15 protein-coding genes are annotated in these 21,734 nt (G+C 75.1%); 10 read left to right on the forward strand and 5 right to left on the reverse strand.

The annotated features are described in order from the left end of the window. A partial coding sequence (locus D6689_10160) for a hypothetical protein (GenBank protein RMH41736.1) occupies nucleotides 1-1,335 on the reverse strand: 1,335 nt, incomplete at its 3' end. Between the two features lie 106 nt (nucleotides 1,336-1,441). Here D6689_10160 and D6689_10165 point away from each other — a divergent pair. From D6689_10165 to D6689_10185, 5 genes are all read left to right on the forward strand, one after another. After that, nucleotides 1,442-1,669 (forward strand): hypothetical protein, encoded by a 228-nt coding sequence (locus D6689_10165; protein ID RMH41737.1) that lies wholly within the window; start codon nucleotides 1,442-1,444, stop codon nucleotides 1,667-1,669. 9 nt (nucleotides 1,670-1,678) lie between these two features. Beyond that, nucleotides 1,679-2,860, forward strand: coding sequence for a hypothetical protein (locus D6689_10170; GenBank protein RMH41738.1), 1,182 nt, complete (start codon nucleotides 1,679-1,681; stop codon nucleotides 2,858-2,860). 104 nt (nucleotides 2,861-2,964) lie between these two features. Continuing rightward, nucleotides 2,965-4,335 (forward strand): adenylate/guanylate cyclase domain-containing protein, encoded by a 1,371-nt coding sequence (locus tag D6689_10175; protein RMH41739.1) that lies wholly within the window; start codon nucleotides 2,965-2,967, stop codon nucleotides 4,333-4,335. Between the two features lie 576 nt (nucleotides 4,336-4,911). Next, complete coding sequence (locus D6689_10180; GenBank protein RMH41746.1) at nucleotides 4,912-6,324, forward strand: alanine:cation symporter family protein; 1,413 nt, start codon at nucleotides 4,912-4,914, stop codon at nucleotides 6,322-6,324. A gap of 31 nt (nucleotides 6,325-6,355) precedes the next feature. Next, nucleotides 6,356-8,092 carry a hypothetical protein gene (locus D6689_10185; protein ID RMH41740.1) on the forward strand — a complete coding sequence of 579 codons (1,737 nt, stop codon included), beginning with the start codon at nucleotides 6,356-6,358 and terminating at the stop codon, nucleotides 8,090-8,092. Between the two features lie 4 nt (nucleotides 8,093-8,096). Here D6689_10185 and D6689_10190 read toward each other — a convergent pair whose 3' ends face one another. Then, entirely contained in the window at nucleotides 8,097-8,516 is a 420-nt protein-coding gene (locus D6689_10190; protein RMH41747.1) for a lactoylglutathione lyase, read from the reverse strand. A 122-nt stretch (nucleotides 8,517-8,638) separates the two neighbouring features. Here D6689_10190 and D6689_10195 point away from each other — a divergent pair, with 122 nt between their 5' ends. The 4 genes from D6689_10195 (at nucleotide 8,639) to D6689_10210 (ending at nucleotide 13,102) form a co-directional block, all read left to right on the forward strand. Next, nucleotides 8,639-9,682 (forward strand): BMP family ABC transporter substrate-binding protein, encoded by a 1,044-nt coding sequence (locus tag D6689_10195; protein RMH41748.1) that lies wholly within the window; start codon nucleotides 8,639-8,641, stop codon nucleotides 9,680-9,682. Further along, nucleotides 9,679-11,199: an ABC transporter ATP-binding protein gene (locus D6689_10200; protein RMH41741.1), complete on the forward strand. Its 1,521-nt coding sequence runs from the start codon at nucleotides 9,679-9,681 to the stop codon at nucleotides 11,197-11,199. The genes D6689_10195 and D6689_10200 overlap by 4 nt, the downstream gene beginning before the upstream one ends. A gap of 86 nt (nucleotides 11,200-11,285) precedes the next feature. Then, nucleotides 11,286-12,239 (forward strand): ABC transporter permease, encoded by a 954-nt coding sequence (locus D6689_10205; protein ID RMH41749.1) that lies wholly within the window; start codon nucleotides 11,286-11,288, stop codon nucleotides 12,237-12,239. Between the two features lie 8 nt (nucleotides 12,240-12,247). Then, nucleotides 12,248-13,102 carry an ABC transporter permease gene (locus tag D6689_10210; protein RMH41750.1) on the forward strand — a complete coding sequence of 285 codons (855 nt, stop codon included), beginning with the start codon at nucleotides 12,248-12,250 and terminating at the stop codon, nucleotides 13,100-13,102. A gap of 28 nt (nucleotides 13,103-13,130) precedes the next feature. On the opposite strand, the gene D6689_10215 is transcribed toward D6689_10210, so the two are convergent. The 3 genes from D6689_10215 to D6689_10225 all read right to left on the reverse strand — a co-directional run bounded on the left by D6689_10215 (nucleotide 13,131) and on the right by D6689_10225 (nucleotide 21,034). Next, nucleotides 13,131-18,101, reverse strand: coding sequence for a hypothetical protein (locus D6689_10215; protein ID RMH41742.1), 4,971 nt, complete (start codon nucleotides 18,099-18,101; stop codon nucleotides 13,131-13,133). A 105-nt stretch (nucleotides 18,102-18,206) separates the two neighbouring features. Continuing rightward, a complete protein-coding gene (locus D6689_10220) occupies nucleotides 18,207-19,190 on the reverse strand; it encodes a hypothetical protein (protein RMH41743.1) in 984 nt (327 codons plus the stop codon). Between the two features lie 128 nt (nucleotides 19,191-19,318). Continuing rightward, on the reverse strand, nucleotides 19,319-21,034 hold the full coding sequence (locus D6689_10225) for an arginine--tRNA ligase (protein RMH41744.1): 1,716 nt from the start codon (nucleotides 21,032-21,034) through the stop codon (nucleotides 19,319-19,321). Between the two features lie 143 nt (nucleotides 21,035-21,177). On the opposite strand from D6689_10225, the gene D6689_10230 reads away from it, so the two are divergent. Next, a partial coding sequence (locus D6689_10230) for a response regulator (protein ID RMH41745.1) occupies nucleotides 21,178-21,734 on the forward strand: 557 nt, incomplete at its 3' end.

Genomic DNA, 21,734 nt, shown 5'->3' on the forward strand with positions numbered 1-21,734 from the left:
GAAACCGCGGTAGCGGGATTCGATCGCGTCGAACAGGCGCGCCGCGCGATCCGGCTGACCTTCGAACAAATAGGCCTCACCGAGCCGCATCGCGAGCTGGGGACGGTCGGGGTAGATCGCCACGGCGTGCGACCACAGCGCGATCGAGTCGCGCCACACCGGGATCTGGCCGCGGGTCGTCGTCGCGGCGGTTGCGACCGCGACGACCGCGGCCGCGGCGACGGCGGCGCGCTCGGCGCCGGCGGTCGCGGCGAGCGCGCGGCCGACGCCGAGCGCGACCGCGGCGGCGGTGATCGCCAGCGGCAGGTACGCGTAGCTGTCGGCCGGGCCGCGCGGCAGGGGCAGGATGCCGCCGGCCGGCAGGTAGGCGAGCCCCGCGGCGGCGATGGCGAGGCCCGCGGCGCGCGACCGCGTTCGCCACAGCCACGCCGCGGCGGCGGCGGTCGCGGCCGCGAGGCCCGCGCCGGCGAGCGCCCAGCCGACGAGCGCCCAGCCGGTGGGCGGCACGTAGCGCGCCGCGAGGTGGGTCGGCCATACGACATGCAACAGTTGCAGCGCGTACGACCAGCCCGCGTGGGCGAGCGACGTCACGCCGAAATCGGCCAGCGGCGACACACCGTGGCTGCGGTGGCCGGCCAGCGACAGCGCGATGTCGGCCGCGACCGCTGCGGTCAGCGCGCCGTACAGGGCGGCGGCGCGGCGCGACCGCAGCGGTCGGCGCCGTGCCCGATCGACCAGCCACAGGGCCGGCAGGATGCCGACGGCGCTCGGTTTGGCGGCCAGCGCGGCGATCGCGAGGAGGCCGCACGCGGCACTGCGGCGGCGGTCGCCGCCGCGCGGTCCCGCGCGGATCGTCAGAGCGGCCAGACAGCAGACGGCGGCCAGCAGATCCTTTTGCCCCGTGACCCACGCGACCGGCTCGACCGTCACCGGGTGGACGGCGAACAACGACGCGCCGAGGGCGGCGCCGGCCGGGGTGGCGCCGAGGCGCAGCGCAAAGGCGACCGCGAGCGCCGCGACGATCGCGTGCAGCGCGACCGACACCGCGTGAAATCCGCGCGGGTCGACCCCGAACCGCGCGTCGGGATCGCGGAAGGCCGCGCGCTGCGCGGAGTACGCCGCCACGGTGAGCGGGATCGGGTAGCCGATGTCGGGCGTCGTGAGCCACTCGACCAGGCCGTGATCCGCCGGCGCGCGCGCCAGCTCGTTGCGGAGCACGTAGCGCGGGTCGTCCCAGTTGACGAACGATCCGCCGATCGCCGGCGCGTGGACGGCCGCGGCGGCCGCGGCGGCGATCGCCGCCGCCGCACGGTGCTGCCGGGTGGACCCTGACACGCAAAAACCATAGCAACGTTCGAAAGTTGCGTGGGTGCCGGCGCGGGCGGGTGCGGCCGCACATTTCGCTTTGCGGCGGTGGGTTACCGCAGTATGGTGCGCGGTCATGAGCAAGTACGGGGGGAGTTTCTGGCTCGCGGCGTTGTGCGCCGCCTGTGGACCGGCGGCGACCGGCGATGTGCCCGGCGGCGCCGCGGTGGACGCGGGCACCGGGTTGCCGGATGCCTACGCCGGACCGGCCGGCACCGTTCGCGGCACCGTGTGGGCGCCGGGCAATGCGCCCGGCATGGTGCCCGCGGGGCACGAGATCCCGATACACGACGCGCTCGTCTAACTGTCGGCGGTGCGGCCGCCCCCGATTCCGCAGGAGGTCCACTGCGACCAGTGCGTGGATCCGCCCGGCAAACACGTGTTCACCGACGCGCGCGGCGCGTTCGAGATCGCCAACATCGTCCCGGGGACGTACTGGCTCGTCATCCAGAAGGGCACGTTCCGGCTCGAGCAGGAGATCGTGGTCGGGGAATATGCAACAATCGATCTGCCTCCCGAGCAGACCACGCTGCCGTCCGAGCACGACCCGGCCAACGGCAAGTGGGTGCCCCGAATCGCCATCGCATCCGGCTTCTGGGACCAGATCGAGGACATCCTCGGCAAGATGGGACTCGGCGAGGTCGATGCCTCCGGCACGTTCGTGCCGGCGTCCGCCGCCGGCGTGTTCGACGTCTACTCCAACGGCGGCGCCATCGACCACGTGGCGATCGCTCCGCTCGAGACCCTGTTCAACATGACGGACATGCGGATGATGAACTACCACATCATTTTCATCCCGTGCTCCCAGCAGACGTTCAGCGGCGGCGCGGGGCTGGCGGGCGCGCCGCCCGAGACGCTCACCGCGATCCGCGAGTTCGTCAAGGCGGGCGGCAAGCTGTACGTGACGGACTGGTCCGGCGAGTGGGCGGACAACATCTTCCCGGAGCAGATCACGCTCAAAGGCGACACGGATACGCCGGCGTCCGCGTGGGATCCGACCACCGAGACGTGGAACACGGCGCTGTTCGGCGACGCCGACGGGTTCTCGACGACCGAAGCGCAGCACGCGCGCGCGGTCGACGAGGGGCTCAACCAGTGGCTCGACGGCCAGCGCGGTCCGCTCGTCCAGGGCGGCGGCTCGTACGCCGAGGGAACGATCGACGCCGACAACTTCGCGATCGAGGGCAAGTTCGACTTCATCGAACGGCTCACGACCGTGCAGGTGGGCATGGACGACGAAGGCTTGCCCGTGTTCGACGAGCCGAAGGCGTGGGTGATCGGCGACGAAGATGGCACGCCGGCTACCTGCACGGGCACCGGCGACGGCTGCTCGCCGTTTACCGTGACGTTCGAGCCGGCCGGTTGTGGCCGCGTCCTGTACTCGACCTATCACACCGCCGACAACCCGCACGTCGGACTGGTGCCGCAGGAACGCGTGCTCTTGTACCTGATCATGGAGATCGGCGTGTGCAAGAGCGGCCCGATCGTGGAATAGCACTGCCCCCGGTAGCGCTCGCGGGGGCGGGGCCGGCGCCGTCGTTGCCGGTGTTGTAGTGACCCTCGCACGATTTTCACGGGAGTTCGGCCGACAATGTGTGCGTGCTGACTCCCGCGACCGGCGTCGACGTGCTCAGCCGCCGGCGGCGGCCTGCCGCCCCGTTCGCGCCCAGCCGTACGGGGCGGCGGCCGCGTCCGACGACCGCCCGCGAGCGGCGCGCGATGGCGTGGGCCTACGCGCGCGCGGCCGGCCGGTCCGACGAGATGGTGACCGCCGTGCTGCTGGCGATCACGGTGGTCGTCGCCGCCGCGGTCGTCGCGCTCGCGCCGCACCTCGGCGGCCGGCTCGTGGCGCGCGAGCTGGTGCTGTGCGCGGCGGCCGCCGCGTACTTCGGCCTCACGTGGGGCGCGCTGCGGACCGGGGCTGGCAGGCGCGCCACGGCGCTGCGGTGGCTGGGCGCGACGGTCGAGCCGGCCATCGTGACGGTCGCGCTGTGGATCGTCGCGCACACCAACGGGGCGGCGTGGGCCGCGGCGGCACCGGCGTGGGCGCTGTACGCGGTCGTGATGGCCGCCAACGTGTTGCGGATGGACCCGCGGCTGTGCGTATACGGCGGCGCGGTCGCGGTGCTCGGGCACCTCGCCGTGTACTTCGGCGCCGTCGCCCCGGGCCTGACCGCGGCCGACGTCGCGCGGGTCCCGCCGCTGGGCGCGTGGGGGGCGTGGGCCGGGGCGCTGTGGCTGTCGCTCGTCGCGGCCGCCCTCGCGGTGGCGACCGAGCGGATGCGCCGGCTCGCGATCACGGGCGGCTCCGAGGTATGGCGCCGCCAGCGGCTCGAGGCGGAGCTGAGCCGGTTCGTGTCGCCCGACGTCGCCCAGGCGATCCTGCGCGGCGATGCGGTCGCGGGCGCCGCCGAGCGGCGCGAGGTGACCGTGCTGTTTTGCGACCTGCGCGACTTCACCGGGCTGTGCGAGCGGTGGGCGCCGGAGGACGTGGTTGCGCTGCTCAACGAGTTTTACGAGGAGGCCTGCCGCCTCATCCGCAACCACGGTGGTACCGTCAACAAGTTTCTCGGCGACGGGCTGCTGGCGCTGTTCGGCGCCCCGGACGAGCACCCGAATCACGCGCAGGCCGCCGCCGAGGCGGCCCACGAGATCGTCTACGCGGTGGACAGCCTGCGCGAGCGCGGCGGCGTGTGGGCGCACCTGGACGTCGGCATCGGGCTCGACTCGGGCCACGTCGTGTGCGGCGCGGTCGGCGCGCAGAGCCGGCTCGAGTACACGGCGATCGGCTCGGTCGTCAACCGGGCGGCGCGCCTGCAGGGGCTGTCCAAGCGCGCCAACCGGCGCATCGTGTTGTCGCGCGACTGCGTCGACCGCCTCGGTCCGCGCGCGAACGTCGTCGCGCTCGGGGAGGTGCCGCTCAAGGGGTTCGACGACCCGGTCGCGGTCTACGCGTTCCGCTACAGCTGACCGCGCGGCGCCGCCAGGAGGCTGTTGCGTATAGGCGCGCCAGCGAGGTGGTGAGATGCGAGGCGAGGTTCGGCGCACGCCCGCAGCGCACGAGGGCGCGTATCCGCATACGGAACCGAAGGGCGCGAGGACGTACGCCGAAGATCGCCCGCAGATCGCGACCGCAGCCAGCGGCTATGCGCAACAGCCTCCTCGTGCCCATCGAGGCGGGCGGCCGCCGTGTCGGCGGGGGACAGCCGGCGTCAGCCGGCCTGCGGTTGCGTCGCGCGACCGGCCCGTTGTATGCACGCGGGCATGCGGAAGTGGGTGACCTGGGCCGTGTTGGCGCTCGCGCTCGCGGGGGCGGCCGCCAGCTTCACGTACGCGCAGGAGACCGCGGCGGGGCCGACCGCCGCGGCCGCCGGCGACACGGGCGCGGCGGGCGTCGCGGCGGCAACGCGGCCGGAGGCGGCCGCGGGCGAGGCGGGCGCGAAGTCCGGGCCGGGCGCGGGCGAGGCCGGCGCGGCCGCGCCGGCAGACTCCGAGCCCGCGCAGACCGGCTGGCAGGCGTCGCTCGATGCCTGGTTCGGCGCGTGGGTGGTCACCCCCCTCGAGTCGGTGCTGTTTTACGACATCGCGTTCTGGACCGACGACTACGCGCTGCCGATCACCGTCGTGTGGCTCGTCCTCGGCGCGCTGTTCTTCACGGTCCGGATGGGGTTCGTGCAGTTCCGCATGTTCGGGCACGCGATCGAGGTCACGCGCGGCAAGTTCGACAACCCGGAGGACACCGGAGAGGTCACGCACTTTCAGGCGCTCACGGCGGCGCTGTCGGCCACGGTCGGGCTCGGCAACATCGCCGGCGTCGCGATCGCCGTGTCGGTCGGCGGCCCCGGCGCCACGTTCTGGATGATCGCGGCGGGCCTGCTGGGCATGGCGTCGAAGTTCGTCGAGTGCACGCTCGGCCAGAAGTACCGCGAGGTGCGGCCGGACGGCCGCATCATGGGCGGGGCCATGTTCTACCTGTCCAAGGGGCTGGGCGAGGTCGGGTTCGCCGGGCTGGGCAAGGTGCTCGCGGTCGCGTTCGCGATCATGTGCATCGGCGGCTCGCTCGCCGGCGGCAATGCGTTCCAGGTGAGCCAGTCGCTGGGCGCGATCAGCGAGACGGTGCCGTTTTTCCGCGACTACGACTGGGTGTACGGCCTGATCATGACCGTGCTGGTCGGGGTCGTCATCATCGGCGGCATCCGGCGCATCGCGCATACCGCGGAGAAGATCGTGCCGGCCATGTGCGGAATCTACGTCGTCGCGGCGCTCGCGATCCTCTTCATGAACCTCGGCCACGTGCCGGCCGCGTTCGCCGAGATCGTACGCGGCGCGTTCACGCCGGAAGCGACCTACGGTGGGTTCCTCGGCGTGCTGATCACCGGGTTCAAGCGGGCGGCATTCTCGAACGAGGCGGGGATCGGCTCGGCCGCGATCGCTCACTCGGCGGCCAAGACCGAGTACCCGGTGCGCGAGGGCATCGTCGCGCTGCTCGAGCCGTTCATCGACACCGTGGTCATCTGCACGATGACGGCGCTGGTCGTCGTGATCACCGGCGCCTACAACAACCCGGAGTACGCGAGCCTCGTCGCCGGCAATCACGGCGCGGCGCTCACGTCGCGCGCGATGGGCGAAGAACTGGCGTTCTTTCCGTGGGTGCTGAGCATCGCGGTGGTGCTGTTCGCCTACTCGACGATGATCTCGTGGTCGTACTACGGCGAGCGCTGCTGGGCGTGGTTGGTCGGCGACAGCTACTCGATGGTCTACCGCATCGTGTTCTGCGCGTTCGTGTTCCTCGGGTCGGTCCTCAAGGCGACGAACGTGCTGGCGTTCGGCGACCTGATGATCCTCGGCATGGCGTTCCCGAACATCTTCGGCATCCTGTTTTTGGCCGGCAAGGTGGCCGCCGACAAGGACGACTACATCCGCAAGCTGAAGGCCGGCGAGATGACGGCCTACAAGTGACCGCGCGGGCGCGACGGGCTATGCTCGCCGCGTGAGCGCACCGCGACGCGGCGCCACGGCGATGCGCGCGCGCCGGTGGATGTCGCGCCGGCGCGGCTGGATCGCGGCGGCGGTGGCGATCGCCGCCGCGCTGGCGCTGTACGCGCCGGTGCTCGACGGGCCGTTCATTTTCGACGACGTGCCGCAGGTCGTGCGCAACCCCGGCGTGCGTTCGATGGCCGCGGCGCTGCACAGCGGCTATCAGGAGACGCGCCCGCTGCACATGCTCAGCCTGGCGGCCACCTACGCGGTCGCCGGGATGGACCCGTTCGCGTTTCGGCTCGTGAACGTGCTGCTGCACGCGGCGTGCGCGTGGCTGCTGTGGGCCGGGCTGCGCCGCGCGGTTTCCCGCGGTCCGCTGCCGGAACTGGCGGCGGCGGTGTTCCTCGCGCATCCCGTCGCGACCGAGGGAGTGGCGTACGTGCACGCGCGATCGGGGATTCTGGCCGCCGCGTGCACGCTCGGCGCGATCGCGCTGTACGCCCGGTGGCGGTCAGGGGCGGGCGGCCGGGCGGCCTACGCGGGGTCGGTCGCGTGCACCGCCGCGGCCATGCTGTCGAAGGAGTCGGCGGTGGTCGCGCCGGTGGTGACCTGGTTGTGGGCCGCGGCGTTCCTCCACGCCGGCGACGTGCGGGCCGCGTGGCGCCGCGAGGCGCGGGCGCTGATCCCGCACGCGCTGTGCGCGGGCATCGTGCCGTTGTTGTTTGCGGTCGCGACGAATCCCCACACGGGGACGTTTGGCTTCGGCGTGGTGCCGTGGGTGGCGCACGCGCTCACGCAGGTCCGCGCGGTGGCGTACCTGGCGGGCCTGGTCGTCGTGCCGGTCGCCAACAACATCGACTACGACTTTGCGCTGTCGACCGGACCCGACGGCGCGGTGCTCGCGAGTGCGGCGGTGCTCGCGGCGGCGATCGGCGGCGCGATCGCGGTTCGGCGGCGCGCGCCGGCGGTCGCCGCCGGCGTGGTGTGGTTCTTCGTCGCGCTGGCGCCGACCAACTCGCTGGTCCCGTTCAAGGACATCCTCGCCGAGCGGCTGGCGTACCTGTCGCTCGCCGGCGCCGCGGTCGCGCTCGGCTGGGCCGGCGCGCGCATCGCAGCCGCCCGCCGGCTCGCGTGGGCGGCGATCGCCGCCTACCTCGTAGCGCTCGCGGCGCTCACCGTCGCTCGCAACCGCGTCCTGGCCGATCCGGTCGCCCTGTGGACGCAGACGGTCGCGGCGTCGCCGGCCAAGGCCCGGCCGCACATCAACCTCGGCATCGCCCTGGCCGAGCGGGGGAATCTCGACGCGGCGGGCGCCGCGTTTTCGCGCGCACTCGAGCTGGCGCCGGGCGACCACTACGCGCACTACAACATGGGCGTGTGGCTCGAGCGACGCGGCGATCTGCCCGGGGCGATCGCCGAGTTCCGCGCCGCCGTGCGGCTGGCGCCGCGCGACGCGTATCGCGCGGCCCTGGCGCGCGCCGCGACGCGGCTCGGGGTGGCGGCGTTCCGCGCGGGTGACGCCGCGCGCGCCGAGGCGCTGTGGCGCGAGGCGATCGCCGCCGACCCGCGCAACAGCCGCGCGCTGTACAACCTGTCGCGCGCACACCTGGCGCGCGGCGACCGGGCGGGCGCACGCGAGTTGTTGGCGCGCGCCGTGGCGGCCGATCCGTCTTACGAGCGGGCGCGCCGGGCGCTCGCCGAACTCGACGGCAACGGGCCGCCCGTGCCGCCGGACGCCGCGCCGTGACCGATCACCACTGGCCGGTGTTCGGCATCGACGCCCACGGCTCGCGCGGCGGCAGCGGCTCGCCGCGCTGCAACAGCTCGATCGAGATCTGATCGGGCGAGCGGACGAACGCCATGCGGCCGTCGCGCGGCGGCCGCAGGATCGTCACGCCCTTGTCGACCAGCCGCTGGCAGACCTCGTAGATGTCGTCGACGGCGTATGCGATGTGCCCGAAGTTGCGGCCGACGGAGTACGGCTCGGTCTGGTCCCAGTTGTAGGTGAGTTCGATCTCGGGCGCGCCCGGCTCGGTCGCGAGGAACACGAGCGTGAACCGGCCCGCCGGGTGGTCGCTGCGGCGGGTCTCGACGAGGCCGAGCTTGTCGCAGAAGAAGTCGAGCGCCGCGTCGAGGTCGTACACGCGGATCATCGTGTGCAGGTAGCGCAGAGCCATCGTTCGCCTCCCCGGGGAGCGCCGCCGGCGGCGGCGCGCGCGACTGTACCGCACCGCCGCGCGGGCGGCGGCGGTTTCGGCGATAATCGCGGCGCGTGTTCCGCAGGCGCCTGCGCATAGCCGGGTTCCGCGACGAGCGCCGCCGCCGCGCGGCCGTGGTCGCGGCGCTCGTCGCCGTCAACGCGGCGTTGCTGGCGGCCGGTGCCGGCCGCGGGGGCGGCGACCGCACCGCGGCGCGCGTCCGCGTCGGGCTCGTGTTCGACGTCGGCGGTCTCGGCGACCGGTCGTTCAACGACGCGGCGTACCGCGGTCTCGTCCGCGCGGCGCGCGAACTCGGCGTGCACGTCCAGACCATCGAGCCGGGCGACGGGTCGGACCGCGAGAGCGCGCTGCGCCAGTTCGCGTCGCAGGGCTACGACCTGGTCATCGGCGTCGGCTTCATCTTCACGGACGACATTCGGCGGCTCGCCGGCGAGTTTCCCGCGGTTCGGTTCGCGTGCGTCGACTACGCGATCGCGCCGGGCGATCCGCCGCCGCCGCCGAACCTGCTCGCGCTGCGGTTCCGCGAGCACGAGGGCGCGTTCGTCGTCGGCGCGATCGCCGGGCTCGAGACGCGCACGCGCGTCGTCGGGTTCGTCGGCGGCATGAACATCCCGCTGATCCGCAAATTCGAGGCGGGCTACACGGCGGGCGTGCGCCACGTGTGTCCCGACTGCCGCGTGTTGTCCGCCTACGCGGGCACCGATCCGAAGGCATTTGCCGACCCGGTCAAGGGCCGCGAGCTGGCGGACGCGCAGTATCAGCGCGGCGCCGACATCGTGTTCCACGCCAGCGGCAAGACCGGGGCCGGCGTGTTCCAGGCGGCGCGCGAACGCGGTCGCTTCGCGATCGGGGTCGACAGCGATCAGTTCCACGAGGCGCCGTGCTGTGTGCTCACGTCGATGGTCAAGAAGGTCGACGTGGCGGTCTACCGCGCGGTCGACGACGTCGTGCGCGGCCGGTTTCGCGGCGGCGTGCGCGAACTCGGCCTCGGCGACGACGGCGTCGGCTTCGTGTACGACGACAACAATCGCGATCGCATCTCCCCGGCGACGATCGAACGCGTGCGGCAGATCGAAGCGGACATCCGCGCCGGGCGGTTGGAGGTGCCGCACCGATGAGCGAGTGGGCGCTCGAGCTGCGCGGCATCGACAAGCGCTATGGAGCGGTCGTCGCCAACCGCGGCGTGACGCTGGCGGTGCGCGCGGGCACCGTCCACGCGGTCGTCGGCGAAAACGGCGCGGGCAAGACGACCGCCATGCGCATCGCTTACGGGCTCGAGCGGGCGGACGGCGGCGAACTCGCGATTCGCGGCCGGCCGGTGGACATCCGCCGCCACTCGCCCGCCGGGGCGATCGCGCGCGGGCTCGGGATGGTGCACCAGCACTTCATGCTGGTCGGGCCGATGACGGTGGCGGAGAACGTGGCGCTGGGGCGCGAGCCGCGCCGTGGCCCGTGGCTCGATCGGCGCGCGGCCGAGCGCCACGTCGCCGACCTCGCGCGCCGGTACGGGTTGCGCGTCGATCCGACCGCGCGCGTCGACCAGCTGTCGGTCGGCGAGCAGCAGCGCGTCGAGATCCTCAAGGTGTTGTCGCGCGGCTGCGACGTGGTGATCCTCGACGAACCGACGGCGGTCCTCGCCCCTCCCGAGGTCGACGAGCTGTTCGCGGTCGTGCGCGGGCTCGTCGCCGCGGGGGCCACGGTGGTGATCATCACGCACAAGCTCGACGAGGTGGTGGACCTCGCCGACCGCGTAACGGTGATGCGTCGCGGCGAGGTCGTCGCGGAACTGGAAGGCGCGCTCGACCCGGACGCGATCGCGCGCGCGATGGTCGGCCGCCCGGTGACGCTCGCGGTGCCGCGCGCCGCCGCGCGGCCGGGCGACGTCGCGCTCGACGTGCGCGACCTGTACGTGGCCGGCCGCGGAGCGGACGCGGTGCACGGGGTGACGCTGCAGGTGCGGGCGGGCGAGATCGTCGCGATCGCCGGCGTCGTCGGCAACGGCCAGACGGAGCTGGTCGAGGCGATCGCGGGCCTGCGGCCCGTTCGGGCCGGCAGCGTGGCGATCGCGGGCGTCGACGTGACCCGCGCGCCGGTGCGCGCGCGCCACGCGGCCGGGCTGGCGCACGTGCCCGAAGACCGGCACGCGCGCGGCCTGGTTCTCGCGCTGCCGGTCGCGGACAACGCCATCTTGGGCCGGGAGCGGGAGTGCGCCGGCCGGTTCGGCCTCGATCGCGGAAGGCAGCGCGCCATCGCGCGCGGCATCATCGACCGCTTCGACGTGCGGCCGCCGCGCGTCGACGTGCCCGCGGCGGCGCTGTCCGGCGGCAATCAGCAGAAGCTCGTCGTCGGGCGCGAACTCACGCGTTCGGGCCTGCGCGTGCTGTTGATCGCGCAACCGACTCGCGGCGTCGACATCGGCGCGAGCGAACTGCTGTACCGGGAGATCGCGGCCGCGCGCGACGCCGGCGCCGGCGTGCTGCTCGCGTCGGCCGACCTCGCCGAGGTGCGCGCGCTCGCCGACCGCGCCGTCGTGATGGTGCGCGGGCGGATCGCGGCGTCGGTCGACGCCGAGCAACTTGCCGCGGACGACGCGGTCGACCGCCTCGGCCGCGCGATGACGGGGGCCGCGCCGTGACCGGCGGGGTGCGCGCGCGGGTGGGCCGCGCGGTCGCGGCCGCGGCGGAGGGCGGCTACGTGGTGGCGGTGGCGCTGCTCGTCGCCATGGCGGCCGGTAGCGCGCTGATCCTCGCCTTCGGCCAGTCGCCGGCGCGGGTGTACGCCGCGATGTGGACGCGCACGTGGGGGGATGCGTACGGCGTCGGCCAGGTGGTGTTCAAGGCGACGCCGCTGGTGTTCACGGGCCTCGCGGTCGCGCTGCCGTATCGGGTGGGCCTGTTCAACATCGGCGCCGAGGGGCAGATGATCGCGGGCGGCCTCGCCACCGCGGTCGCGGGCGCGGCGCTGCCGGCCGCGACGCCGTGGTTCGTCGCGATCCCGGCGGCGATCGCGGCGGGGGCGGCGGCCGGCGCCGCGGTCGGCGCGCTGCCGGGATGGCTGCGCGCGCGGTTCGGCGCGCACGAGGTCATCGACACGATCATGCTCAACTTCATCGTCGCCGCGGTTGCGCTGTGGCTCGGCGGGCGATGGCTGTTCGTCCCCGAGACGACGCACACCGCGCCGGTCGCCGCCGGCGCGCGGCTGCCCGTGCTCGGCCTGCGCGGCAGCGCCGCCAACGCCAGCGCCGCGCTCGCGATCGCGCTCGCCGCCGGCGCGTGGTACTGGCTGGCGCGCACGCGCGGCGGCCTCGCGTGGCGGGCGGTCGGCGCGAATCCGCTGGCGGCGGAGGCGGCCGGCGTGCGGCTGGGCCGCGTGTACGTGGCCGCGATGGCGGCCGGCGGCGCGGTCGCGGGCGCCGTCGGCGCGCACTTCGTGCTCGGCTACAAGGGCTACTTCGAGGAGGGACTCGGCCGCGGCGCCGGGTTCATGGGGATCGCGGTGGCGCTGCTCGGCCGCGCGCACCCGGCGGGCGTGGTGGTGGCGGCGCTGCTGTTCGGCACCCTCGCGCACGCCGGATTCGAGATCAACGCGCTGGTGCCCAGGGAACTGGTCGACGTGCTGCAGGCGGCGATCATTCTCGCGGTCGCGGCGGCAGCCGGACGGGGAGGCCGGCGGTGATCGACGCGCTGCTGTCGGTCGCGTTCGTCGTCCAGGCGTTGCGCGTCGCCGTGCCCTACGCGCTCGCGGCGGTCGGCGGCGCCTTGTCCGAGCGCGCAGGCGTCGTCGACCTCGCGCTCGAGGGCAAGCTGCTGGCGGGCGCGTTCTGTGCGGCGGCCGTCGCGTATGCGACGGGCAGCGCGGCGGCGGGCGCGCTGGCGGGCGCGGCCGGCGGCGCGGTGCTGGCCGCGCTGTACGGGGCCGTCGCGATCCGGCTGCGCGCGGATCAGATTGTCGCCGGCGTGGCCGTGAACCTGCTGGCCGCCGGCGTCACGCGCGTGCTGCTCAAGCGACTGTTCGGCTCGGCGTCGTCGACGCCCGCCGTGCCGGCGCTCGCCGCCAACGTGGTCGTGGAGCCGTTGTTCTGGCTGGCGTGCGCGGCGGTGGCCGTCGCGCACGTCGCGGTGGCGCACACGCCGTTCGGCCTGCGGCTGCGCGCGGCGGGCGAGCACCCGGACGCGGCGCGATCCGCCGGCGTGTCGGTCGACCGGGTGCGGTGGGCCGCGGTGCTCGCGTCGGGAACCGCGGCCGGCTTCGGCGGCGCGTGGCTGGCGCTGTCGAACGCCGGCTTCGTGGCGGACATGTCCGGCGGTCGCGGCTACGTGGCGCTCGCGGCGGTGATCATGGGCCGATGGCGGCCGGCCGCCGCGGCGCTCGCCTGCGTCGCGTTCGCCGTCGCCGAGGCGATGCAGCTACAACTTCAGGCGGCGGGCGTCGGCCTGCCGTCGGAGCTGGTGCAGACGTTGCCGTACGCGCTCACCATCGTCGCGCTCGCCGGGTTCATCGGCCGGTCGCGCGCACCGGCGGCGCTCGGCCGCGAGTGACGCGAGCGGCGCCGGCGACAGCGGCGGCTCACGCGCCGGCGCGCCGGCGGAACGCCGGGCGTCGCCACCGCGGCAACCGGCGCGCCAGCGCGTGCACGGCGCGGAGGTAGTCGGCCTGCACCGCCGGCGCTCGCGCGTGCGGTGGGTACGCGGCCGCCCAATCGCCGAGCCGGTCGCCGACGCCGTCGAGGTAGGCGCCGCCGCGCTCGCCGTCGGCGGCCAGCAGGGCCTCGACGAACGCGGCGCGCTGGCGGTCGGCCGCGCTGTGGGTGTGCGCCCGGGCGGCGAGCCACAGGGCGCGGGCGGCGTCGACGTCGCCGTCGAGCGCGAGGTCCCCGGCGAGCGACAGCTGGTGGAATGCGAGCGAGCGATCGGCCGGAAGCGCGAGCGCGCGCTCGGTCGCGGCGCGCGCCTCGGCGAACCGGCCGAGCCGGCGCAGGGCCGTCGCGACGTTCTGCAGCATGAACGGCGCGGCGTCGACGCGGTCGCGCCAGTCGGCGAGCCAGGCCGCCGCGGCGCGCCGCGGTCCCACCCGCAACAGCGCGTATCCCAGCGCGCTCCACGGGACGGTGTGCGCGGCGGCGCGCGCGCGGCACAGCCAGCCGGACAGCCACACGGCGATCCGCCGGCCCGAGTCGGCCAGGCGTTCGAGGTACGCGGCGAGCGCGGCGCCCGCGCGCGGCGCCGGGGCCACCAGCCGCGCGAGCGCGCGCACCGCCCGCACGCAGCTGCGCTCCGCCAACAGCTCGCCGTAGACGACCGCGACGACGTCGTCGCCGGCCGGCGGCGGATCGGCGAGCGCCGCCACCAGCGCCTGCTCGGCCGCGCGGTCGAGTCCGGCGTCGCGCAGCAACGCCGTGGCGTGGCGGACCGGCCACGGGGCGTCGCCCGCGTCCGCGCACAGGGCGCGGTACGCGTCGACCGCCTCGTCTCGCCGGCCGCGGCGGACGGCGAGTTCGACGCGACGCGCCCGGTCGAATGCGTCCGCGCGGTCGTCCGGCGGGAGCAGCGCCCCGGCCTCGTCGAGCCGGTCGCGCGCGACGGCCACGTCGAAGGCGAGCTGCCGCGCGGCGGGCGAGTCCGGCGCCGCCGCCAGCGCGCGCTCGAGTTCGGCCGCCGCGGCGTCGAGGTCACCGGCCGCGGCGAGCGCCTGGCCGAGCCGGATGCGCGCGTCCTCCGACCACGGCGCCGCGTCCACCGTGCGCCGCAACAGGTCGACCGCCTCGTCGTCGGGAAGCGCCGCGGCCCAGTCGCACAGGCGGTCGACGCCCCATGCGTAGCCCGCCGTGGCCGCCACGACGGCGAGCATGGCGTCGTACGCCGCGCGCCGGCGCCCGCGCTGGTAGAGGATCCACGCGGCGCGCCCCCGCAGGGGCGCGGGCGGGCGGTCGCCCCACAGCGGAGGCCTGCAGGCCGCGAGGGCCTCGTCCCAGCGATGTTGTTGCGCGAGCAACTCCGAGCGCGCATCGTACGCGTCGAGCAACGTCGGGTCGCGCTCGATGGCGGTGTCGATCAGCGCGAGCCGCTCGTCGGGGCTGGCGTCGCGCAGCAGGTCGGCCAGCGCGAGCCACACCCGGCCGCGTTCGCCCTGCTCGGCGCACAGGCGCTCGGCGAACGCGATCGCGTCGCGCGGCGAGTCGGTCCACGCGGCGAGCCGGTTCCATGCCCACCCGTAGCTCGGCTCGATCTGCAGCGCGCGCTGGATGCGGGCGATCGCGCCGGCTCGGTCGCCGAGGCGCATGAGCACGTCGGCCAGGTAGCCGTGCAGTGACGCCGTCATCGGGTCGATCTGGACGGCGCGCTCGAGCACGCCGCGGGCGCGGGCGAGGTCGCCGGCGTCGACGTATGCGTCCGACAGGTCCTGCAGACCGGTGGGCCAGTGCGGGTTGAGCGCGACGGCGCGCTCGAGCGCGGCGATTCGCGCGGCGGCGTCCCCGACGGCGGCATGCGCGGCGGCGCGGTCGACCCACGCGGCCGGCACGAGCGGAAAGCGGTCGGCGGCGCGCTCGGCCAGCGCGAGTGCGTCCCGCGCGTCGCCGCTCGCGAGCCGCTGGCGGATGGCGGCCGACCACGCGTGCCAGCTGTGCGGATGGCGGGCGCGCGCCGCGTCGAGGCGCGCGCTCAGCTCGCCGGGCGGCTCGACGCGGTGCGCGACGCGCTGGTACAGCAGCAGGCCGTCGCCCGCGGGTGCGGCCGCAAGTTCCTCCCAGTAGCGCATCAGTTCTTCGCGCAGCTCGCGGTCGTCGGCGGCGAGCGACAACAACAGCTCCGCGGCGCGCGTATCGTTGGGCGCGTCGCGCACCGCGGCGCGCAGCGCGTCGACGGCCGCCGTCCGGTCTCCGGTGGCGAGCGCAACCTGGGCCGCGGCGACGAGAAATCGCGCCGACTGCCCGTCGACAGCGCGCGCGGCGTCGAGTTGGCTCGCGGCCTCGGCGGCGTCGCCGCATCGGGCGAGCGACACCGCGAGGCGTTCGCGCGCGGCGGCGTCGTGCGGGTGGCGGTCGACGTGCGCGCGCAGCGCCGCGCGCGCCGCGGCGTCGTCGATCTCGTCGAGCAGTTCGCAGCGAAGATTCGACAGCGGCAGGTGGTGCGGAAATCGCTCGAGCACGGCGTCGAGGTGGTCGACGGCGGCTCGCGGTCCCCGAGTTCGGCGCAGCAGGTCGACGAGGGCGGCGTGCGCGGCGACGTCGAGCGGGGCGCGGTCGACGGCGACGCGCCACAGGTCGAGCGCGCGGTCGAAGTCGGCGCGCCACAGCGCGAGGTCGGCCGCGGTTTCGATCCAGTCGCGCTCGCGCGCGCGGCCGCGGGCGCGCGCGACCCACTCGTCGGCCGCGCCGGCGTCGCCGGTCGCGAGCCGTTGCCGGGCGAGCGCCAGGCACAGGCCGCCGTCGTCCGGGCGGGCGGCGATCGCGCGCTCGAGGGCGGCGATGCCGTCGCGGTCGCGGTGGAGCGCCGCGTACGCGTCGCCGAGCGTGCGCGCCGGCGCGCCGGACCGATCGGCGGCAGCCCGCGCGCGGCGCTCGAGCAGCGACAGCGCGGCGTCGGCGCTGCCGCGCTGCGTCGCGGCGACGAAGTAGCGCCAGGCGGCCGCCTCGTCCGCCGCGGCCAGGCACGACGCGAACCGATACAGGAAAACGGCGCGGTCGCGGTCGCCGCGCTGCCACAGGGCGTCGGCCAACGCCCCGATGATGCCGGCGTCGACCGGCGCCCACCGCAGCGCGCCGCGCAGCTGAGCAACGGTCGCGGTGCGGTCGCCGGCCACGGCGCTCGCGAGGCGCGCGCGTTCGACCTTCAGCCACGGATCCGCGCCCGGCCTCGTGGCGGCCCGGTCGATCGCCGCCAGCCGGTCGGCGGCGGCAGCCAGGTGCTCGAGCGCCCGCACGTGCGCGACCAAAAGGCGCGGGTCGTCGGGGTAACGAGCGGCGCGGGCGGCGGCGTGTCGCGCGATCGCGAGCTGGTCGCCGTCGTAGGCTGCCACCGCGACGGTGGCCCGGTACGCCGGCGCGCTGTCCGGGGCGGCGGCGATCAGCTCGTCGCGCAGCGCCGCGGCGCGATCGCGGTCGTGGGCGACCAGCGCCTCGTCGACGGCAAACAGCGCGTCGTAGTGGGCGGCGTCCGGCAGATCGAGGCTCGCGAGCAGCGGCGCGCGGTCCGCCGGAGCGATCGCCATCGCGCGCGGGCCGAACGGCGCCTGGTCCGACAGCAGCGCGTCCGCGGCGATCTCGGAGTGCGAGGTCGCCGCGGGATCGCGTACGAGCAGAGTGCGCCGGCGCGCGTCGTAGCCGGACACCGCTTGCAAGTGGGCGGCCGCGGTCTGCGTCGTCGTGAGCGTAAACGGAATGCCGGCGTCGATCAGGGCGACCGCGGCATCCCAGGTGAGCGTGAACTCCACCGCGGCGAACCCGTGGTCGACCGCCCAGCGCCGCTCGCTGTGCGCCGGCGTGCCGTCGTAGCAGATCGCTTCGGCGACGGTGAGGTGGTCGACCGGGCGGCCCCAATATTCCGCGATGGCCGCGAGGGTGGCCGGCGCGCACGTGTTGTGGTGTTGCGGCACGAGCGGCACGCCCAGGTCGACGCGCCGGCCGGTCGCGCCGCCGGCGAGCCGCTCGGCGATGGCGATGAGCGCCGGCGCCTGCGACGCGTACGACCACTCGACGCTGCGGTCGACGTCGCCCAACAGGTACGCGACGTCCGCCAGGCGGCCCGCGACGTGGCGAAACAGCGACGCGTCCATCGCGGGCGCGAGGGCGACGGCCCGGTCGAGCGCGCGGCGTGCGGCCGCCAGGTCGCCGCGATCCTGCAGCAGCTCGGCGCGGCGCAGCGCGACGCTGTAGCTTTCGATGTGGTCCTCCGCGGCCGCGTACAGCGCCAGCGCGTCGTCGCTGCGGCGGTCGCGGGTCAGCGCGTCGCCGAGGCACTCGACCGCGGGCCGATACCACGGCTGCAGTTCGAGCGCGCGCCGCGCGGCCGCGATCGCGCCGGCGAGGTCGTCGCGCTCGCGGGCGATGAGCGACCGCGTGCACCACAGCCACGGCGTCTCGCCCAGGGCCGCCGCGCCGTCGATCGCCCGATCGGCGGCGTCGAAGTCCCGCAGCAGCGCGAGGGTGAGCGCGCGCAACAGGCGCCAGTCGCGCACGGCTTCCGCGTCGAACGACGGCGGCTCGCCCGCGGACTCGAGTAGCTCCCACACCGGGATCGGACCGTCGGCGAGGCGCTCCCACCCGTAGCGCACCAGCGCCCCGGGGTGCGCGCGGTGGCGGCGCCACGTGCGCAGCAGGAGCAACTTGCCGCGGCGCGGGGCGCCGGCGCCTCGCAGCACGCGCGCGGCGACGAGCGCGGCGTCCACGTCGTCGGGCGACGCCGCGAGCACGCCGGTCGCGCGCGCTTTGCGGTACGCAGTGAGGTACAGGCCGCGCTCGTAGAGCGCGGCGATCGTGTCGATGGGGCCGGCGGTGGCCGGACGCGGGGCGGCGGCAGAGGAGGGGGACGTCGGTCGCATGGCAGTCGGCGCGAGGCCGCGGCGCACTATAGCGCGATCGCCGGCCGCCGGGGCAGGGGGCGAGCGCCCGCCGCGCGGCAGGTCGTCCGGGCGCCGCGCGGCCGATCAGCGCGTGGCGCAGTGGCCGCGGCGCCGCCGGCCCGCGAGCGCCAGCGCCCATGCCACCGCCAGCGCCGCCGCGCCGTCCGCTCCGCTCGCTCCGCCTGCGCGACAGCCGGCCGCGCCGGTCGTCGGCTCCGCCGTGCCGCCGACGCCGGCGTCCGCTCCCGGCGCGCCGCCGGCGTCGGGCTCGGCGCCCGCGTCCGGCGCGTCCGGCTCGCCGCCCGCGTCCGGCGCGTCCGGCTCGACGCCCGCGTCCGGCTCGACGCCCGCGCGCGCGATGAACGCGTCGAGATCGGCGCGGGACCCGTTGAACACGTCGCGGTCGACGCGGCCGCGGATGCCGGCGACGGAGCCGCTGCTCGTGTACTGCCAAAAGTCCCAGCGCGGCCACGGGTCGGCGATCAGCGGGCAGTCCACGCCGTAGTTGGCGACCCACAGCGGGTGGTCGACGAACTCGCCGGGCGCGCCGACGCCGTCCTGCCAGAAGTACTTCGCGGTGTAGACGATCGGCCGCACGCCGAGCGCGGCTTCGACGCGGTCGAGCCACGCGCGGACGCCGTCGCGCACGGCGTCCGGCGGCAGCCCTTGCGACTCCTCGACGTCGAGCACCGGGGGCAGATCGCCCGGCTCGAGCGGCCCCATCCGCTCCAGCAGCAGGTCGGCCTGCGCGATCGCATCCTCGGCCGGCAGGAAGTACTGGTACGTGCCGCGCACGATGCCGACCCGCCGCGCCTCGGCCCAGTTGGTCGCGTATCGCTCGTCGAGGTCGCCGAGCCCGTGGTTGGTGCGGATGAACGCGAACTCGATGCCGTCGGCGGCGACCTGGTCCCAGTCGATGTCGCCCTGCCACTTGGACACGTCGATGCCCTCGATCGTCGGCCCGTCGGCGCACACGCGCACCTCGTCGGCGACCGAGTCGACGGGCAGGGGCTCGACCGCGCACGCGCCGAGGGCGCACGCGGCAGCGGCGGCGATCCGGGGCGTCATGCGGGCGCGCCGTTGCACATCCCGGGCCGGCGACGGGGTAGCGCGCCGTCGCGCACTTGCGCCCGGCGGCCGCGGCCACTGCGCACGGCCGGTTGCACACCGGCGGCGAGCGGCGGGCACGCGCGGGCTCACATCTGGTCGGGCGCCGCGATGCCGAGGATGCCGAGCCCCTCGCGCAGCACGTCGCGCGTGGCCGCGACCAGCGCGAGCCGCGCCGCGCGGGTCGCGTCGTCGTCGCACAGGATGCGCAGCGACGCCTCCTGATTCCCCGACGTGTACCACCGCGCGAACGCGGCCGACACGTCGAGCAGGTAGCGGCACAGATGGTGCGGCTCGTTGTGCGCCGCGGCGCGCGCGGCGACGTCGCCGAAGTCGACGAGCTTGAGGGCGAGCTGGCGCTCGAGCGGCGACGTGAGCCGGTCCGGGTCGAAGTCGCCGCCGGGCTCGCCGCCCGCCTTGCGCAGCACGCTCTGGCAGCGCGCGTGCGAGTACTGCACGTACGGGCCGTTGTCGCCGTCGACGCGCAGCACCTCGTCCCAGTCGAAATCGACGTCCTTTTCGCGCTGCGACACGAGGTTCGCGAACACGACGCCGCCGACGCCGACGACGCGCGCGACCTGGGCGAGTACGTCGTCCGGCAGGTCCGGGTTGGCGGCGCGCACGCGCTCGGCCGCCCCGGCGCGCGCCTCGGCGAGCACCTCGCGCAGCAGCACGACGTTGCCGGTGCGCGTGCCGGTCTTCTTGCCGCCGATGCGCACCAGTCCGAACGGCACGTGTTCGCAGCGGTCCGCCCACTCCATGCCGGCTTTCGCGAGCACGCGGAAAAGCTGTTGGAAATGCAACGATTGGCCGCGATCGACCACGTACAGGTTCTTGACGAAGTGGTACGTCTCCCACCGATAAATGGCGGCGGCGAGGTCGCGGGTCGCGTACAGCGTCGCGCCGTCCTGCTTCTTGAGCAACAGCGGCGGCATGCCGTCGTCGTCGAGCGGCACCACGAGTGCGCCGTCGGACACCGCGGTGAGGCCCTGTTGCTCGAGCAGCGCGATCACCTGCGGCATCGCGTCCTCGTACTCGCTCTCGCCGCGGATCTCGTCGAAGCGAATGCCCAACTCGTCGTAGACCTGCTGAAACTCGGCCAGCGACACGTCCTTGAATCGCTGCCACGCGGCGCGCGCCTCCGGGTCGCCCTCCTCGAGCTTCTTGAACCAGGCGCGGCCGGCCTCCTCGAGCGACGGGTCGTCCTTCATCGCCTTGCGGAACCGCACGTACAGATCGTTGAGCGCGTCGATCGTAAGCGGCTCCGGCTCGCCCCAGCGCTCGCGGGCCGCCAGCAGCATTCCGTGCGTCGTTCCCCAGTCGCCGAGGTGGTTGATGCCGACGACGCGGTAGCCGAGCGCGCGATACAGGTTGACGAGCGCGTGGCCGATCACGGTCGACCGGATGTGGTGGTAGGCCAGGTGCTTGGCGATGTTCGGCGACGAGTAGTCGATGCACACGGTCTCGCCGCGGCCGAGGTCGGGCAGCTGCGGGCCGGCCGCGGCGTGGCGGAACAGGGCGCGGTCCTGCACGCGAAAGTTGACGAACGGGCCGGCGGCCTGCGCGGAGGCGAGGTGCTCGTCCGGCGTGAACGCCTCGGCCGCGCGCGCGGCGAGCGCCGCGGGCGGCTGGCGCAGCGCCTTGGCCGCGGGGAAGCAACCGACCGCGAGGTCGCCCATCTCGGGGCGCGGCGGCGCGGTGACGACCAGCGAGTCGGGGTCGACGCCGAGCGCGCGGCCGACGGCGGTGGCGGCCGCGGTGGCGAACGGTTGGGTCGAGACGGGTCCGGCCATGGGGCCGCGCATCGTACACGAACGGGCGCCGTGTGCGCCGGCGTGCGCGGAACCGGGCGCAATCCTTGACACTGCGCCGCCACTCCGGGGATTATCGAGGCCCGAGCTGCTGGGGAGCCGGAGCCACCTACCGCGCCACGAAGGACTGCGACCGCATGGGCAAGACGATTTTGTGCGTCGACGACAGCGTCACGATGCAGACGGTCTGCGAGATCACGTTTCGAGCGTCTGACTTCGACTACGTCGGCGCCCGCAGCGCCGCCGAGGCGCTCGACAAGGCGCGGGCGGCCAAGCCCGCGCTCGCGCTGGTCGACAACGTGATGCCCGACCAGTCGGGCTACGAACTGTGCGAGGCGCTCAAGCGCGAGCACCCGGACGTGCCGGTCGTGCTGATGTGCGGCAACTCGGAGGCCTACGACGACGTGCGCGGGCGGCGCGCCGGGGTCGACGGCCACGTCACGAAGCCGTGGGACACGACGAAGTTGCTCGAACAGATCGGCGAGATCCTCGAGCGCGTCGCGCGCGACGGCGTCGCGCGCCCGGGCGAGGACGCGGCGGCACCGGCGGCCACCGCGGGCGCGCCCGCCGGTGCCTCGCCCGCTGTCGCCGCCTCGCCGGCGCCCGCCGCGCCGAAGCCCGCGTCGCCCGCGCCCGCTGCGTCCGCGCCGCCGCCCGCCGCGCCGAAGCCCGCGTCGCCCGCGCCCGCCGCGTC

This window comes from Deltaproteobacteria bacterium (assembly GCA_003696105.1).
GTDB lineage: Bacteria > Myxococcota_A > Polyangia > Haliangiales > J016 > J016.

Excerpts from the sequence above, each read along its gene's own strand:
- D6689_10165 (RMH41737.1), top strand. The coding sequence starts at position 1,442 with ATGAGCAAGTACGGGGGGAGTTTCTGGCTCGCGGCGTTGTGCGCCGCC.
- D6689_10200 (RMH41741.1), top strand. The coding sequence starts at position 9,679 with ATGAGCGAGTGGGCGCTCGAGCTGCGCGGCATCGACAAGCGCTATGGA.
- D6689_10205 (RMH41749.1), top strand. The coding sequence starts at position 11,286 with ATGGCGGCCGGTAGCGCGCTGATCCTCGCCTTCGGCCAGTCGCCGGCG.
- D6689_10215 (RMH41742.1), bottom strand. The coding sequence starts at position 18,101 with ATGCGACCGACGTCCCCCTCCTCTGCCGCCGCCCCGCGTCCGGCCACC.
- D6689_10220 (RMH41743.1), bottom strand. The coding sequence starts at position 19,190 with ATGACGCCCCGGATCGCCGCCGCTGCCGCGTGCGCCCTCGGCGCGTGC.
- D6689_10225 (RMH41744.1), bottom strand. The coding sequence starts at position 21,034 with ATGCGCGGCCCCATGGCCGGACCCGTCTCGACCCAACCGTTCGCCACC.